Here is a 14,119-nt window from a genome sequence, read left to right as displayed (position 1 = left end):
GCACCTCACTCTGCTGCCTGAACGGCCGATCGCACGTCGGCCCAGCGGTTGACGGGAATGGGCAGACCGAGATTTTCCCGGAGCGTCCGACCCTCATAGGCCGTGCGGAAAAGGCCGCGACGCTGCAGTTCCGGGACCACCAGCTCGACAAAGTCGTCAAGCGCCGTCGGAAACCAGGGCGGCAGGATGTTGAAGCCATCGGCCGCTTCGTTTTCGAACCACTCCTGCAGGGTGTCGGCGATCTGTTCTGCCGTTCCGACGATCGTGTAGTGGCCGCGCGCTGACGCAATCCATTGATAGAGCTGGCGAATGCTGAAGTTGTTTTCGTCGGCGATCTGGCGGATCAGCGCCTGCCGGCTCTTCATGCCCTCGGTTGGCGGTGCCGGCGGCAGCGGCCCATCGAGATCGTAGCCATGGAGATCGAGCGTGCCGCCGGTCAGGCCATTGAGCAGGCCGATGCCATCCTCCTCGACGATGAGCGAGGTCAGGCGATCGTACTTTTCGCGCGCTTCGGCCTCCGTTCTGCCGACGAAGGGGGAGACCCCGGGCATGACCAGAATGTGGTCCGGGTTGCGGCCGAGACCGCGCGCACGTGCCTTGATGTCGCGATAAAATTCCTGCGCCGTCTCAATGTGCTGGTGCGCAGTGAAGATCACCTCAGCCGTCGCGGCCGCCAGCCCGCGACCGTCGTCGGACTGGCCCGCCTGGACGATGACAGGATGCCCTTGCGGAGAGCGCGAGATGTTGAGCGGGCCGCGCACCTTGAAATGTTCGCCGCGATGGTCGGTATCGTGCAGCTTCGCCGGGTCGTAGAAGATGCCCGTTTGCTTGTCGCGAATGAACGCATCGTCCTCGAAGCTGTCCCAGAGCTTCGTGACCACGTCGACATGCTCGGCCGCGCGCCGATAGCGTTCGGCATGCGGAAGCTGCGTCTCGCGGTTGAAGTTCTGCGCCGTCGCATCGCCCGTTGTCGTCACCACATTCCATCCGGCGCGGCCGCCGGAAATGAGATCGAGCGAAGCGAATTTGCGTGCCGTGGTGTAGGGCTCTTCATAGGTCGTCGACGAGGTCGCGATGAAGCCGAGATGGGTGGTGAGCGGCGCCAGCGCCGAAAACAGGGTCACCGGCTCGAAGCCCGCCACCCGGGCGTTTCCGCCCTCGCGCGCCCCGCCGAAGCCGATCGCCAGCCCATCTGCCAGGAAATAGGCGTCGAACAGACCGCGTTCCGCCGTCAGCGCCAGTTGCTTGTGAAATTCGAAACTGGTCGCCCCGTCGGCCGGCTGGTCGGGGTGGCGCCAGGCGGCGATATGCTGTCCGCCACCGGGAAGAAATGCTCCAAGCCTGATCCTGCGTGTCATCTCAATCCTCTCCTCTTCTCGCTGCAAATTCTTGGGCGTCAAGTCACGGATGAAGGGCTGTCTGCGACCAGACCCACGACCTTGGCTGCCAGAAAGACAGGCTACATTATCCATAATGTTTATAGAGAAAGAGTATTTCCCGTGCGCCCGAGGCAAGTGAAAAGATTTTCGACGCAGGCGCAGAAAGCGAGATCAATCGCCGTGTACCGGGGGACTGAGAGCTTGGGAGAGAAAGGCTGGTTGCGCCGTGACTTGTTGCGAGGCGAGCGCGGTGAGCCGAGCAATCCTGAGGACTCTCCACGGCTGTGGCCACAGCCTGGAACGCGCGATATCGCCGCAGCGCATACCGCTTCGGCCGAAATACCGTCGCTCCGCGAGACCCGGGCGGTGCCTGGACAATCAGCCAATCGCACCGGGGAAATTATTCTACTCTGAGTGGTTTTCGAGCCAAAGGGTTTCTTATCCTGAATCGGGCACTCGACTATTTTTTGGGCACTTGCGGCGGCCTTTGCCAAAAATGCGGCCACCGCCATCCAATGAGAGTAGAAGACGTGTCCCAAGCAACCATCAAATCTCCCCCGAAATCGATTTACGCCTCCTTCGGCTTTCAAGTCCTCGCGGCCATGGTGATCGGCCTGCTGCTCGGCCTCGTCGCCCGCAACATGGGCGTCGATGCCAGCGGCAACGCCAACTGGCTGACGGTAACCCTGCAGACGATCGGTTCGATCTTCGTCCAGCTTTTGCGCGCCCTCGTGCCGCCGCTCGTCTTCACCGCCATCGTCGCCTCGATCGCCAATCTGGCGACGCTGCAGAATGCCGCGAAACTCGTCTGGCAGACGCTGCTCTGGTTCGCGATCACATCGCTGATTGCCGTCGTCATCGGCATCGCCCTCGGACTGATCCTTCAGCCGGGCGTCGGCTCTGCCGTTTCGCAGGAAGCCGCCAAGGCGCCCTCCTACTCCGGCTCGTGGCTTGATTTCCTGAAGGGCCTGGTGCCCGCCAACGTGCTCGGCCTCGAAGCCAGCACCAAGGTCACCGACACGGGTGCTACCACCTCGCTCAATTTCAACGTCTTGCAGATCCTCGTCGTTTCGATCGCCGTCGGTGCCGCTGCGCTGAAGGTCGGTGATGCCGCCAAGCCGTTCCTCGCCTTCAACCAGTCGCTGCTCGCCATCGTCCGCAAGATCCTCTGGTGGGTCATCCGCCTGACTCCGATCGGCACGATCGGCCTGCTCGGCCGCGCCGTCGCCCAATATGGCTGGGAAACGCTGGCGCAACTCGGCTGGTATGCCGCGGCTGTCTATATCGGCCTTGCGATCGTGCTCTTCGTCGTCTACCCGGCGCTGCTCATCGGCCACGGCCTGAAGCCGTCGCGCTTCTTTGCCGGCGCCTGGCCGGCGATCCAGCTCGCCTTCGTCTCCCGTTCTTCCGTAGGCACCCTGCCCGTCACCGAAACGGTGACCGAAAAGAGCCTCGGCGTTCCCCGCGAATACGCCGCCTTCGCCGTACCGCTCGGCGCGACCACCAAAATGGACGGCTGCGCCGCGATCTACCCGGCCATCTCGGCGATCTTCATCGCGCAGTTCTTCGGGCTGCCACTCGGCATCCAGGAATATGTGCTGATCGTCTTCGTCTCTGTACTCGGCTCCGCCGCCACCGCCGGCCTCACCGGCGCGACCGTCATGCTGACGCTGACGCTCTCGACGCTCGGTCTGCCGCTCGAAGGCGTCGGCCTGCTACTCGCCATCGACCCGATCCTCGACATGGGCCGCACGGCGGTCAACGTCGCCGGCCAGGCACTGGTGCCGACGATCGTCTCCAAGCGCGAGGGCATTCTCGACGAGACCGTCTACAACGGCGACAAGGTCGTCGATGACCTTGAGCCGCTCGTGGCTGCGGCACGCGCGGCCTAGCGCTCCAAAAATTGACCATGCGGGCTACGACGGCCCGCATGTGCCCGCTCGGCAAGGTGCGCAACTACCATCAACTCAAACGTACCCGACCTGCGAGACACCTATTTGCAGCGGGCCGCAAAATCCCCCTTTCGCCGATCAAGCAGAGCTTGCACAAGCGAGCCGAGCAGTGTCTCTTCTATCGAGACTTATTGAGTGCTTGGCCGGATCGCGTACGCTGGCGGGCCCTGCGCTTTGCTCAGGCATCGCCGCCGGCGTGCTGCGTCCTCTGGCTATGAAGAGGACCGGCGATGTCTCTCACCGAGTTTCATCTCATCACCCAATGGACCATCGATGCTCCGGTCGAAGACGTGTGGCGGGAGCTGAGCACCCCGGAGGCCTGGCCGGAATGGTGGCCATCGGTCAAGCGGGTTTCCCTGCTGCGCGAGGGAGACGAACACGGCGTGGGCGCGGTTCGCCGGCTGGAATGGGTGACGGCCCTGCCCTATGAACTGATCTTCAACGTGGAGACGGTGCGGGTCGAGCCGCTGTCGCTCATCGAAGGCAGGGCCTCAGGGGAGCTTGACGGCATCGGCCGATGGACGCTTGAGCGCGAAGGCCCCCGCTGCCGGGTGCGCTACGACTGGATCGTCCAGGTCACCAAGCCCTGGATGATCACGCTCTCATTCATCCTGAAGCCCATCTTCCGTTGGAACCATGGGGTGGTCATGGAGCGTGGCCGGCGCGGTCTCGTGCGTCGCCTCGCCCGCGTCTAAACGCTATTTTGAGCACACCTTTTCCCAAAGACAGGAAGAGCACAGCCCGCCCGGGCGACGCCAAGGTCGGGGCGGAGGCACCTGGCTAAACGGCAATAGTCTGGCTTGAAGTCGCCCGGGGGGATCGCCCGCTCTTCCGAAGCGATCGTTCGCATCGAAACCACCGAAGTGCTGTCCGCCCAAAAAGATTTGAGGCACAATTGCGCGCCCGCCGGAGCGGGAGAACCTCACTGCTGGGGTCGCTGAAATGTCAGCGACGGCGATCAATATGAATCGCTGGATGTGTCCGAAACTGGAGCAGGACGCGAGTCCGTTTGCCGAATGAGTGAATTTCTCCTTAACATATCAGGCACGGGCCCTGTCGCCACTAGCTTGGAGATCTGGGTAAGTATGGCCTTGATCGGGGCGCTCGGATTTGTTCTCGGCTTCGCCATGAATCGTGGATCGATCTGCACCGTCATCGCCACGAAGGAGTTGGTATCGGACAAGAGGCCGGCACGTTTCATCGCTCTGGTCGAATGCGCCGTCTGGGCGGCCCTCGTCTACGCAATCCTCGAAACGGCACCGATGATGCAGGAGGGCTGGTCGCCACTCGGCTACCTCGTTCCCGCAGCCATTTTGCTTGGGATCGGCAGCTATGTGAACGGCGCTTGTGTGTTCGGGTCCGTTGGGCATATCGGAAATGGCGAAATCGGATTCGCATTCACGTTTCTCGGGATCTATGCGGTCCTCTACATTGAATCCTTGTTTGATCTGCTTTCGGATCAGCCGCCGATAAGTGCTCCCCCGCCGCTGGAGGCGGCGCTTCTCGCGCTTGCATTGTTGGCGATCATGGCTCTGAGGCTCGGCGTTTCACGCAGATCCGAGTCAAACTTCCGGCGGCTGACGATAGCGATGGGAGCGATCGGCATCACCTCTACGGTCCTGACGCTTCTTGCGCCCGGGTTCTCAATCACCGCATCGGTCGGAGCGATCGCTTCGATACCTGTCGCGGGAGCCGTGATTTCGGTCTGCATGTTCGGCGGCAGCCTCGTTTCCGCAAGACTTCGGAAGCATGGATTCATGCTGAAGCGGCCGACAGTGAAGACCATAGTCAAGAGAACGCTTGCGGGCATCCTTATGGGACTGGGTGCACTACTCATTCCCGGTGGGAACGACACGCTGCTGCTGATTGGTCTGCCCGCAGGGGCCTGGCAGGCGGCGCTCGCCTACGTGCTGTTCGTTGCGACGCTTGCCGCGCTCATTGTCAAAATCGGTTCGGTGGCAAAACCTTGGTCATGACGCTGCTACACCGACAAGATGCTTGTCCGCCTCTAGAGCATCCCGCCTTCAAGTGGAAGCACAGAACGCGGATAAGATCCTCTAGAATCAAAGTGCTAGTGCGTCCATGTTGATCGCGTCCGCGACACCGCGGTGCGGTCCACACGTCTATCCGAACAAAAAAAGGCCCCGCTCGATGGCGGGGCAGGCGCGCATCCCCAGCTTAAGGATGCGAGGGAACTTGGGATTCGAAGCAGGCAACGTCCGGACCGGTGGCTCTGAGGCGAGCCGCTCCCGGCTCTATGGCGCCGACATCTCCTGTTGAACGAGAGCCGTTCGATTGCCGCGGTGGAGATCCGCGGCGAAAGTGCAGGCCGCCGTATGCCCCGGCGAAAGCACCCGGGATGGCGGCAGCGCCTTAGCGCAATCGTCGACGGCAAGAGGGCAACGGGTTCGGAACCGGCAGCCCGACGGCGGGTTTGTCGGACTGGGAACTTCGCCGATCATCAACGGTCCCCTGCGGTGCTTCTCGATCCGCGGATCCACCTCGGGCGCCGATGCCAGCAGCATCTGCGAATAGGGGTGGCTCGGACGGTCATAAAGCTCCTTTGACGAGCCATGCTCGACGATCCTGCCGAGATACATGACGTAGACACGCGACGCCGCCTGCCGCACCAGCGCAAGATCATGGGCAATGAACAGGCATGCCACGCCCAGATCCTTCTGCAGCCGCAGGAAGAGGTTCATCACCTGTGCACGGATCGAGAGATCGAGCGCGCTCACCGGTTCATCGCAGATCAACACGCGCGGGTTCACGGCAAGCGATCTGGCAATCGCCACGCGCTGGCGCTGACCGCCCGAGAGCTCGCGCGTGTGACGGTCCCTGACCGCGGATGCGAGGCCCACCTGATCCAGGAGCTCCTTGGTGCGGCGATCCCGCTCCTCCGGCGATCGGGTGCCGGCGATCACCAGCGCTTCGTCGATCGCCTCGCCCACGGTCTGTCGATCGTTCAGAGACGAATAGGGATCCTGGAAGACGTATTGCAGCGCCCGGCGGCTGTCGCGCAGGGCGGCCCCGGAGAGAGCGCTGAGATCGACGCCGTCGAGAAGCACGCGGCCGCTGCTTGCCTTCTCGAGCCCGACGATGGTGCGCCCGAGGGTCGACTTGCCGCAGCCGGATTCGCCGACCAACCCGACGATCTCGCCCGGATAGAGTTCGATCGAGACATCGTCGACGGCATGGACAAATTTGCCCCGCTGAACGCTCTTGAAGCGCGTCTGCAGGTCTTCAACTTTAAGAACAGGTGCTTGTGTCATGCGGCAGCCTTTCCTTGATTGACGACAGGGCAAGCCACGAGAACCGCGCTGTCGTCCGACCGGACCAACGGAGGGCGGCTGTTGCTGCATGCAGGGACGGCGAGTTCGCAGCGCGGCGCAAGAGCGCAGCCTTTGATCGGTGCACCGAGCGTCGGCGGAATGCCGGGAAGCCCCCGGAACTCCGATCCGATTGGGTCCTCTCGCCGCGGTATCGCGTTGATCAGGCCCTGCGTGTAGGGGTGACGCGGGCTCACCAGCACCTTGTCCACCGGACCGCATTCGGCAGCGCGCGCCGCATACATGACGACGATGTTGTCGGCTGCACCCGCGACCACGCCCATGTCGTGGGTAATCAGCACCATCGCCATGTTCAGCCGACGCTGCACGTCCTTGAGCAGCCGCAGGATCTGCGCCTGAACCGTCACGTCGAGTGCGGTCGTCGGCTCGTCGGCAATCAGGAGCTTCGGCTCGCCGGCAAGCGCAATGGCAATGACGATGCGTTGCCGCAAGCCGCCGGAGAGCTCGTGCGGATACTGCCGAAGCCGTGCCACCGGGTCGGAGATGCCGACGAGTTTTACAAGTTCCAACGCACGCGCTTCCGCGGCCCTCGGCGTCACGTCGAGATGCAGTTCGGCCATCTCGGCGATCTGCCGCCCGATCCGGCGTACCGGATTGAGCGCGCTCATCGGGTCCTGAAAGATGAAACCGACGGACTTGCCGCGCAGTTTCTGGATCTCAGCCTCGGGCAGGCCGATCAGCTCGCGACCCTCGAGCTTGACGGAGCCGGAGAGCATAGTCGTCACGCCTGTTGGCATCAGCCCGAGCGGCGCGAAATTCATCACCGTCTTGCCGCTACCGCTTTCGCCGACGATGGCAAGACATTCGCCTTGCCGGACCGAATAGCTGACGCCGTCGACCGGGCGTACTGCCGATTTCGCGGTCAGCAGGTTGACCGTCAGGTTCCTGACCTCAAGGAGCGGTTCGTCATGCATCGGAATTCTCCTTGCCCCAGCTTGCGACCTCGGCCCGACGGATTGCGAGCATGCGCCGTGTCAGCGGTTTCGGAATGCGGTTGAGCGCGATGGATTCCCCGAGCGTGTTGAAGCCGATGACGGCGGCTGTGAGGGCGAGGCCCGGCAGCAGCACCTGGCGCGGGTCGGATTCGAGATAGGGCAGCGCATCCACGAGCATCTGCCCCCATTCCGGCGTCGGCGGCTGGATGCCGAGGCCGAGGAAGCTCAGCGTCGCGACCGCGAGCGCAGCCGTGCCGGCGTCTGCCGTCGCATAGACCATCACCGCACCGATCGTCCCTGGCAGAAGGTGACCGAAGTAGATGCGCCAGGGGCTGGCGCCCAGCACCCGCAAGGCCTCGATATGCGGCTTGCTCATGATGCTGACTGCGACGGCCCGGCTGATGCGGCCGCTCATCGGCCACCAGGCAAGCGCCAGTGCCAGCACCATGGTCCAGTATCCGGGGCCGACGATGCCGATGACGGCGAGCGAGATGATCAGGCTCGGAATGGAGAGACCGACATCGACGACGCGCATCAAGAGGTCATCGACCCAGCCGCGATGATAGCCGGCGATCGTTCCGAGCAGGATGCCGATGGTCATGGCGACGCCGAGAACCGAGCCCACGCTGACGAGCGAAGTGTTTGCGGCGATGATCAACCGGCTGAAGGTATCGCGTCCGAGGTGGTCGGTTCCGAGCCAGTGAGCGGCGGACGGACCAAGTCCGGCATCGAGCAGGCTCTGGGTGCTCGGATCCTGGGGTGCAAGCCAGGGCGCGAAGGTGCCGAGAGCAACGAATAGGCCGATGGTGATCAGTGCCGCGCGCGGCATCTTGTTCAATCGGGCAAAAATGGGATTGAGCATGTTCATGGTCAGCTCCATTGGCGACGAATGCGCGGATCGGTCAGCAGGACGGCCAGATCGACGATCAGGTTCACCACGATGAAGAAAGTGAGGAAGATGAGCAGGCACGCCTGCACCACCATGAAATCGCGGAAGCGCACGCCGGCGAGGAAATAATCTCCCAGGCCCTGCCAGGCGAACAGCGGTTCGACGATGATGGCGGTCGCGGTCATCAAACCGACCTGGGTGCCGAGCGCGTTGATGAAGAGGGGTGTGATGTTGGGCAACGCCTCACGGAACAAGATGGCGGTGCGGCCGAGGCCCTTGCTTTTCGCGGTCAGAACGAAGGGACTCGTCATCGCCTCTTCCAGACCCACCCGCACGACACGACTGAGAACGGCAGCCGGCAGAACGGCGACGGTGAGCCATGGCAGGATCCAGCTTTTCGGACCATTGAAACCGAACGATGGCAGGAGCTGGAAGGTGACGGAGAAGGCGTAGATCATCAGCGCGCCGACGAAGAACGTCGGGGTCGATGCGCCGAGGAGCGCCAGACCGCGCGAAACGCGATCCGGCAATTTGTAGGGCCAGAAGGCACCGAGGAACCCCAAGGCCAGGCTGATGAGGGTGGCGATCACGGCCGAGCCCGCAATCAGCGTTCCCGTCACGAACATACGGTTCGCGAGGTCCGCGCTGACGTTCGTTCCCGTTCTGTAGGAGATGCCGAAATCTCCGCGAACCGCATCGCCCAGCCAATCCACGTAGCGCATCAGCAATGGCTTATGCAGTCCTATCTCTTCGGCAACCTGTTCGACGTAACCCGGTGTTGCGACCGCCCCGCGAAGCTCGGCAATCAAGACTGCAACATTACCGGGTGCCGAAACCACGAGGGTGAAGCAAACAAGGGACGCCATGAACAAAAGGACCAGGGAATGCTTCAGCCGCTTGCTGATGAAGTGGATCAAGGTACCCTCCTCTTACTCGGCCAGCAGAACGTTTTCGTAGGGCATGTCGTATTCGGTGACCGGGCTCGAAAAGCCGTGGACCCGCTTGGAATGCGCCCAGATGCTCGGCACGTAGACCAGCGGCGCAATCGCGTCGTTGTCCCTGAGCCAGTCGTAGACCTTCTGGATAGTCGGCTGAATCTGGTCCCCCGTTGCCGCCATCGCCGCGTTGATCAATGGATCCAGATTAACCGGATCGGTGACCAGCTTGCCCTCGACGTCATTGTGGAAGGTCGACAGGCACAGCCCCACGATCGAGCCGAAAGGATCGTATGGCGCGCCGTAGGTCAGGAAGAAGCCGAGGTCATACTTCTGCTCCAGCATGTCGGTGTGCTTGGAGGCATGGTCGACCGAACGGATCACCAGGTCGATGCCGATCTCCTTCATCTCGGACTGGATGACTTCGGCAATGACGCGCGATCCCGGGACGGCGTCCGGGCTGACGACCAGTTCGAGCGTCAGCGGCTTGCCGTCCTTGGACCTTATGGGGCTTCCCGTCCAGCCGGCCTTTTCGAGCAGGGCCGAGGCGGCCGCCGCATCGCGAACCGGTGCATCACTCTGCGTTCCAGCATAGGGCAAAGCGCTGGAGAACATGTTGCCGGCGGGCTTGGCGTAGCCGTGGTAGAGCACCTTGGAGATCGCCGCGCGATCGATGCCGATGCTGACGGCCCTTCGCACCGCCGGATCCTTGAGCGCCTCGGCGCGGTCCGGATTATAGGCCATCACCAGCGTGACATTGCCCGGATCGACGACGACATTGAAGCCGGCCGCCTCGAGCTGCTTGCCTTCTTCCGGGGTGAGCGGCGCGATCCAGAAGCCGCCGATCAGGTCAAGCTCGCCGGCACGCAGCGCTGCAACCCGCGACCGTGCATCGGGGACGACCTTGGCTTCAAGGCGTTCATAGGATGGCAACTCGCCCCAGTAACCTTCGTGATGCTCGAAGACGCTCTGCGTATCGTCGGCGCTGATCTGACGCCACGGCCCGGTGCCCACAGGCTCCTTGAACTTGCCATCAGCGCCAACCGATTTGGGCGAAAGAAAGCGCGTCGGCCGGGTGTAGGAAAGCTCCTGCATCAGCGCGAGAACCGGCTCCTTGAAATGCAGGGTGACGTGGTAGTCGTCGACCACCTCAAGCGACTGGAAGTGTTTTGAGCAATTCATCCAGCTGAACTGGTCGAGCCCCATCCAGCGCTCGAGATTCCATTTGCACGAGGCAGCATCGAACTTGGTGCCGTCCTGAAACGTGACGCCCTGACGCAACGTCAGATGCAGCGTTTTTCCACCGTCCTCGATCTTCCAGTCGGTCGCCAGGCACGGTTCGATCTGGCCGCCCTTGCCGTATTTCACGAGCGGTTCGAACATCAAATCCTGGATCGCCCAGATGGCATAGTGGCTCTGCGGATCGAGATTGCCGGCAGGCTTGGCGATGGCGACCCGAAGCGTGCCGGCTGCACCCTGCGCATAGGCGATTTTCGACAAGGCACCCTGTGCGATGGCCAAGCCGATAGCGCCGACAGCCCCTTGCAGGAACGTACGTCTCTTCACTGACATGAATTTTCTCCTCCTTGTGGGCGCTCCTCGCGCCGTCGATACAAGCGGCCTCCACACCGTTTTGTATAGACAAAAGAACTGTCTCATGTATGCAATCTTGCGTCAATATCGTATTTTCGATTGTAGGCATTTTGAACCTTGAGTGAAAAGCGACCAGGTCTGGCGCATCGAAGTTGGCAAGAACTCTCCCGCTTCTCGGCTCATTTGATCAAAAATGGATTCGGAAACGGGGATTTATCAGTCAAATCGACCTTCCTCGGCTTGAAATCTCCGAAGATTGCCGGATTCAAATTGTATGCAATATGAAGACAGCTACTTCACTTGTCGTTGCGTTCGCGCGAGTTGAATAGCGCCAAGGCGATACCCGCGCCTGAGGGGCAGCGCTATCTCCGCAAGCATCCCTTGATATATCCCCTCCAGGGGGATAGGTTACGAGCATGAGCGAACACAGACACGATACCCACTCCGAGATCGTCAAGCGGCTGAAGCGCGCCGAAGGGCACCTGAAGAGCGTCATTGCCATGATCGAGGGCGGCCGCCCCTGCCTCGACATCGCCCAGCAGCTCCACGCGGTTGAGAAGGCGATCAGCCAGGCGAAACGAACCCTGATCCAGGATCATCTGGACCATTGCCTGGAAGACACGATCGGTGCGCTTCCGCGTGATCAGCGCCACTCCATCGACGAGTTCAAGGCGATCACAAAGTATCTCTGAACGACCACGCCCGGCCCGACTGCAACCGCCACCGAACGAGCGAGCCCAAACATCATGCTGCAGATCCTCGCAAACCGCACGTACCGCCATCTGTTTCTGGCGCAGGTGATCGCGCTGGTCGGAACCGGTCTTGCGACTGTCGCGCTCGGGCTTCTCGCCTATGATCTGGCAGGCGCCGAGGCGGGCGCCGTCCTGGGCACGGCACTCGCGATCAAGATGATCGCCTATGTCGGCGTGGCGCCGATCGCCGCCGCCTTTGCGGAGCGGCTTCCGCGTCGCACGATGCTCGTCTGCCTCGATCTGGTGCGCGCTGCCGTTGCGCTCTTCCTGCCGTTCGTGACCGAGATCTGGCAGGTCTATGTGCTGATCTTCGTGCTGCAGTCGGCGTCGGCCGCCTTTACCCCCACCTTCCAGGCAACGATTCCGGATGTGCTGCCGGATGAAAGGGAATATACGCGCGCCCTGTCGCTCTCGCGGCTTGCCTATGACCTCGAGAGCGTCGCAAGCCCGATGCTCGCCGCAGCGCTGCTCACCGTCGTCAATTTCCACAACCTGTTTGCCGGCACGGTCATTGGCTTCCTCGCCTCCGCTGCACTCGTCGTCTCGGTCGCGCTTCCAAGTCCGAAGGCGACGGAACGGCGCGGCATCTACAACCGGACGACGCGGGGCTTGCGCATCTATCTGGCAACGCCGCGGCTCAGGGGACTGCTCGCGCTCAACCTCGCGGTCTCGGCTGCCGGATCGATGGTCATCGTCAACACGGTGGTCTTGGTCCAGGCCAAATTCGGGCTCACCCAGACTGACACAGCCATCGCACTCGCTGCCTTTGGCGGCGGCTCGATGATCGCGGCGCTGCTGTTGCCCCGCCTGCTCGACAGGACACCGGATCGCGTCGCCATGTTTTCGGGTGCAGCGGCCCTCACCGCCGGCCTGTTCATCGGCGCTCTTGTCCCAAGTTTCGTTTCGCTGCTGCCGCTGTGGCTCGCCATCGGTCTCGGCTATTCGCTGGCACAGACACCATCCGGCCGGCTGCTGCGCCGCTCGGCGCAACCGGAAGACAGGCCCGCGCTCTTTGCCGCGCAGTTTGCCCTTTCGCATGCCTGCTGGCTGATCACCTATCCGCTTGCCGGCTGGCTCGGTGCGACGGCCGGGCTCACGCCAACCTTTGCAGCGCTTGGCCTCATCGCTGCAGGCGCCATCGTCGCGGCGGCCCGGCTCTGGCCGGCGCAGGATCCGGACGAAATCGAGCACGTTCATCACGAGCTTGCCGACGGCCACCCTCATCTTGCAGGTGCCACGCGCGTCGGCAGCGGTCACCGGCACACCCATGTGTTTGTGATCGACAGCCATCACCCAGACTGGCCGGCCGAGCGATAGGCAAACGACGGCTACTTGAAAGCGTCACCGCTGCCGGCAAAGGACAGGATCGCCGCGTCGGCGATCTCCGCAAAACGGGCGCTCGGCCCTTCGGCACCGCTGCTTTGCTGAGCGGCGCGCGCGCCCTCGATCAACAGCAGCAACGTGTCGCAAAGCAGTTCCGCATGCGCGACGCCGGCCCTGCGGCAGAGTTCCACGACGCGGTCGCGTTGCGCATCCTTGAACATGCGGATCACCGAGCGCCCGGGATGATCCTCGTCGGTCAGTTGCACGGCGGCGCTCATCATTTCGCATTGGCACTTGTCGTCACCGAGATGGTCGGCGATCCGCCGAACCCAGGCCCTGAGCTGCCCTAGCCCGTCGCCCGGGTACGCGTCTTCCAGCTCTTGCCAGAAGCCGTCCATCTCCATTCCCGCACGCCGCAGGCATTCGACGATCAGCTCATCCTTCGAATTGAAATGGCGGTAGAGCGTCATCTTGTTGCTGTCGGCGGCATCGGCGATCGCATCGACGCCGGTTCCGCGAATGCCGTGCCGGCGAAAGAGGTCTCGCGCAGCCTCGACGATGCGATCGCGCGGCGAACGACGTGATGGCTTGCAGAAATCCGTTGTCATCGCATTGGCCCGGCGTGGTCGGCGTGAAAAATCTTGCCCTTGACGCCCTGTTATTGGTCGATAACATGCAACGCTGTTACCGACCAGTAACATTTTCGCCAACGCGGCACAGAAGAGTGGCCGCTTGCCGCGAAGGCCTTCTGGAGACGGCGGTAACCGCAGAATAATTTCTAGCCCAGTGTCGGTGAGCGCGGTCGTCAGGCGTCTTTTAGCCAGAGCGCACACCGCAGAGACTTTTAAGATTCGATAACGCTCGTGTTTTGGGTCGATCCGGCCCATCAGGATCTCGTGCTGGAGCCTTACGATGCGCATGCTGGATGGGCCGAAAGCTGAGGAGAACGTCGCGGACCGGAAGGTCGGCGCGGCGGGCGTGCGCATGCACAGGTTCGAAATGCTCCGTTAT

12 protein-coding genes are annotated in these 14,119 nt (G+C 62.5%); 5 read left to right on the top strand and 7 right to left on the bottom strand.

Annotated elements, in window-relative coordinates:
* Positions 1-5 precede the first annotated feature (5 nt).
* Complete coding sequence (locus ASE60_RS30675) at positions 6-1,358, bottom strand: LLM class flavin-dependent oxidoreductase (protein WP_057255370.1); 1,353 nt, start codon at positions 1,356-1,358, stop codon at positions 6-8.
* A gap of 551 nt (positions 1,359-1,909) precedes the next feature.
* On the opposite strand from ASE60_RS30675, the gene ASE60_RS30670 reads away from it, so the two are divergent.
* The 3 genes from ASE60_RS30670 to ASE60_RS30660 all read left to right on the top strand — a co-directional run bounded on the left by ASE60_RS30670 (position 1,910) and on the right by ASE60_RS30660 (position 5,307).
* The gene (locus ASE60_RS30670) at positions 1,910-3,271 is read left to right on the top strand and encodes a dicarboxylate/amino acid:cation symporter (protein WP_057255369.1); all 1,362 of its coding nucleotides are present in this window, start codon (positions 1,910-1,912) and stop codon (positions 3,269-3,271) included.
* A gap of 290 nt (positions 3,272-3,561) precedes the next feature.
* Positions 3,562-4,026 carry an SRPBCC family protein gene (locus tag ASE60_RS30665; protein WP_057255368.1) on the top strand — a complete coding sequence of 155 codons (465 nt, stop codon included), beginning with the start codon at positions 3,562-3,564 and terminating at the stop codon, positions 4,024-4,026.
* A gap of 321 nt (positions 4,027-4,347) precedes the next feature.
* Positions 4,348-5,307: a YeeE/YedE thiosulfate transporter family protein gene (locus tag ASE60_RS30660; RefSeq protein ID WP_057255367.1), complete on the top strand. Its 960-nt coding sequence runs from the start codon at positions 4,348-4,350 to the stop codon at positions 5,305-5,307.
* A gap of 279 nt (positions 5,308-5,586) precedes the next feature.
* Here the strand turns inward: ASE60_RS30660 and ASE60_RS30655 are convergent, their stop codons facing one another.
* The 5 genes from ASE60_RS30655 to ASE60_RS30635 are packed head-to-tail and all read right to left on the bottom strand — an operon-like array spanning position 5,587 to position 11,012.
* Positions 5,587-6,603, bottom strand: a complete 1,017-nt coding sequence (locus ASE60_RS30655) for an ABC transporter ATP-binding protein (protein WP_057255366.1) — start codon at positions 6,601-6,603, stop codon at positions 5,587-5,589.
* The gene (locus ASE60_RS30650) at positions 6,600-7,595 is read right to left on the bottom strand and encodes an ABC transporter ATP-binding protein (protein ID WP_057255365.1); all 996 of its coding nucleotides are present in this window, start codon (positions 7,593-7,595) and stop codon (positions 6,600-6,602) included. The genes ASE60_RS30655 and ASE60_RS30650 overlap by 4 nt, the downstream gene beginning before the upstream one ends.
* Complete coding sequence (locus ASE60_RS30645) at positions 7,588-8,496, bottom strand: ABC transporter permease (protein WP_057255364.1); 909 nt, start codon at positions 8,494-8,496, stop codon at positions 7,588-7,590. Before ASE60_RS30645 ends, ASE60_RS30650 begins: the two co-directional genes overlap by 8 nt.
* Entirely contained in the window at positions 8,487-9,422 is a 936-nt protein-coding gene (locus ASE60_RS30640; RefSeq protein ID WP_057255363.1) for an ABC transporter permease, read from the bottom strand. The genes ASE60_RS30645 and ASE60_RS30640 overlap by 10 nt, the downstream gene beginning before the upstream one ends.
* Positions 9,423-9,434: 12 nt before the next feature.
* Positions 9,435-11,012, bottom strand: a complete 1,578-nt coding sequence (locus tag ASE60_RS30635; RefSeq protein ID WP_057255362.1) for a nickel ABC transporter substrate-binding protein — start codon at positions 11,010-11,012, stop codon at positions 9,435-9,437.
* 437 nt (positions 11,013-11,449) lie between these two features.
* Between ASE60_RS30635 and ASE60_RS30630 the strand changes: the two genes are divergently transcribed.
* Both ASE60_RS30630 and ASE60_RS30625 read left to right on the top strand, forming a co-directional pair.
* Positions 11,450-11,725, top strand: coding sequence for a metal-sensing transcriptional repressor (locus ASE60_RS30630; protein WP_057255361.1), 276 nt, complete (start codon positions 11,450-11,452; stop codon positions 11,723-11,725).
* Positions 11,726-11,779: 54 nt separating this feature from the next.
* A complete protein-coding gene (locus ASE60_RS30625; protein WP_057255360.1) occupies positions 11,780-13,102 on the top strand; it encodes an MFS transporter in 1,323 nt (440 codons plus the stop codon).
* Between the two features lie 11 nt (positions 13,103-13,113).
* Here the strand turns inward: ASE60_RS30625 and ASE60_RS36250 are convergent, their stop codons facing one another.
* Positions 13,114-14,094, bottom strand: a complete 981-nt coding sequence (locus ASE60_RS36250) for a TetR/AcrR family transcriptional regulator (protein WP_348272246.1) — start codon at positions 14,092-14,094, stop codon at positions 13,114-13,116.
* Between the last annotated feature and the right edge of the window lie 25 nt (positions 14,095-14,119).

Origin of the sequence: Ensifer sp. Root278 (genome assembly GCF_001429285.1) — a bacterium.
Taxonomy (GTDB): domain Bacteria; phylum Pseudomonadota; class Alphaproteobacteria; order Rhizobiales; family Rhizobiaceae; genus Ensifer.
The sequence above is the reverse complement of the archived record's forward strand: the minus strand, read 5'-3'. Positions and strand labels throughout refer to the sequence as shown.

Excerpts from the sequence above, each read along its gene's own strand:
- ASE60_RS30625 (WP_057255360.1), top strand. The coding sequence starts at position 11,780 with ATGCTGCAGATCCTCGCAAACCGCACGTACCGCCATCTGTTTCTGGCG.
- ASE60_RS30675 (WP_057255370.1), bottom strand. The coding sequence starts at position 1,358 with ATGACACGCAGGATCAGGCTTGGAGCATTTCTTCCCGGTGGCGGACAG.
- ASE60_RS30660 (WP_057255367.1), top strand. The coding sequence starts at position 4,348 with ATGAGTGAATTTCTCCTTAACATATCAGGCACGGGCCCTGTCGCCACT.
- ASE60_RS36250 (WP_348272246.1), bottom strand. The coding sequence starts at position 14,094 with ATGCGCACGCCCGCCGCGCCGACCTTCCGGTCCGCGACGTTCTCCTCA.
- ASE60_RS30630 (WP_057255361.1), top strand. The coding sequence starts at position 11,450 with ATGAGCGAACACAGACACGATACCCACTCCGAGATCGTCAAGCGGCTG.
- ASE60_RS30635 (WP_057255362.1), bottom strand. The coding sequence starts at position 11,012 with ATGTCAGTGAAGAGACGTACGTTCCTGCAAGGGGCTGTCGGCGCTATC.
- ASE60_RS30655 (WP_057255366.1), bottom strand. The coding sequence starts at position 6,603 with ATGACACAAGCACCTGTTCTTAAAGTTGAAGACCTGCAGACGCGCTTC.
- ASE60_RS30645 (WP_057255364.1), bottom strand. The coding sequence starts at position 8,496 with ATGGAGCTGACCATGAACATGCTCAATCCCATTTTTGCCCGATTGAAC.
- ASE60_RS30665 (WP_057255368.1), top strand. The coding sequence starts at position 3,562 with ATGTCTCTCACCGAGTTTCATCTCATCACCCAATGGACCATCGATGCT.
- ASE60_RS30650 (WP_057255365.1), bottom strand. The coding sequence starts at position 7,595 with ATGCATGACGAACCGCTCCTTGAGGTCAGGAACCTGACGGTCAACCTG.